This is a genomic window from Faecalibacterium sp. OM04-11BH, assembly GCF_003482185.1.
Classification (GTDB): domain Bacteria; phylum Bacillota; class Clostridia; order Oscillospirales; family Ruminococcaceae; genus Faecalibacterium; species Faecalibacterium tardum.
On the sequence record NZ_QULS01000042.1, the window covers coordinates 775 to 2,171 of the forward strand.

The following is a 1,397-nucleotide window of genomic DNA, read 5'->3' on the forward strand; positions in this document are numbered from 1 at the left end:
GGCTGCAAGGTTTCCAGTTTGGTACGCAGTTCTGCGCTGCCAGATTGCAGTGCAGAAAATTCGGCATCCAATGCCGAAAAGTCCACCGCTGTGCTGCCGTTCAGCTTCATCAGGGTGCGGACAGCCTTGTTGAATGCGTCCAGTTCGTCCTTGTGCTGGGCGGCGTAAGCGTCCTTGGTCAGCTTGAAGTTCTTCTTCATAAAGGCATCATGGATGGGCTTCAGCTTGGCATGGACGGCAGCGGCGTCCTTGATCTGGGCGATTGCCCGCATACGGTTTTCGTTCTGCTTCAACTGCTTGCGGAGAGGGGCGGCGGTCTGGTTCAGGTTAGAAATTGCAGTGTCCAAATCCTCGATGGTGTTCAGGGAATGGGCTTTCAGATAGTCCACCGCCTGTTTGACTTCCTCAAAGTCCCGGACGGAGCATTTCAGTTTTGCCTTGGCAGACCAATCGCTGCGCTGCTCATTGCGGAGATTGAAGTAGTCCACCAGCAGGTCGGACAGCGTGGGTTCTTTCGCCTTTTCCAGAGCGTCCAGAAGAAGCTGCTTCTTTTCGTTCAGGTCTGCGATCCAGTGTTGCAGACCACGAATTGCACTGCGGATGGACTGCATCAGGCTGTTGGCGGCTCGAATATCTCGGTTCAGATTGCCGAGAAAGGTTTCCACCCCGCGCTTTTCCATCTGGTGTGCGGCGGGACCGAGATGCACGGTCGGTATCTGCTGGATGCCCTGCCGCTCAAAGGAGCGCAGGTCAACACGTTCTGGTCTGCCAGCGGCTTCCAGATAGCGATTGGTGATGGTTTCCCAGCTGTGCCGCCAGACCTCGGCGTACTTCTGGTCGTTCCAGTCCACGGTGTTTTCCTTGTGGCACTTCCAGTGGCCGGAGGGAAGCCGGATGCGCTCACCGTTCTCGTCAAGGTCGTACACCTTTCGGGCTTTCGGCAACCACTTGCCGTGTTCGTCCATTGCCCGGAGCGTCAGCAGAATGTGGGCGTGTGGGTTTCCATCTCCCTTGTCGTGGATGGCAAAATCCGCAATCATGCCCTTGGAAACAAACTGCTCCAGACAAAATTCTTTGAGCATGGGAAGATACTGTTCCTTCGGCACCTCTACCGGGAACGCCAGCACGATGCGCCGGGCAAGCTGGGAGTTCCACTGGTTCTCCACGGCTTCCACGGCGTTCCAAAGAGTTGCCCGGTCTGCATATCCGGGTGGCGCATGGGACGGCAGCATGATCTCGGCATGGACAAGCTCTTTCTTCTTGTTGTAGAATTTCGTTTTCTGGTCGTACTCACTGAACAGCCGTTCGCCGCTCTGGTAAGCGGCCCCGGCAACGGCGGACTGCCCTTGGCTGCGTTTGACGATGGTAATTTTGAAATGCGGACACGGAATAGGCAT

1 protein-coding gene is annotated in these 1,397 nt (G+C 56.2%); it reads right to left on the reverse strand.

Features of this window, described 5'->3' with window-relative positions; genetic code table 11:
• Window positions 1-1,397: MobQ family relaxase (mobQ, locus tag DXB44_RS14270; RefSeq protein ID WP_243111193.1), on the reverse strand; the 1,397-nt coding region annotated here is incomplete at its 3' end.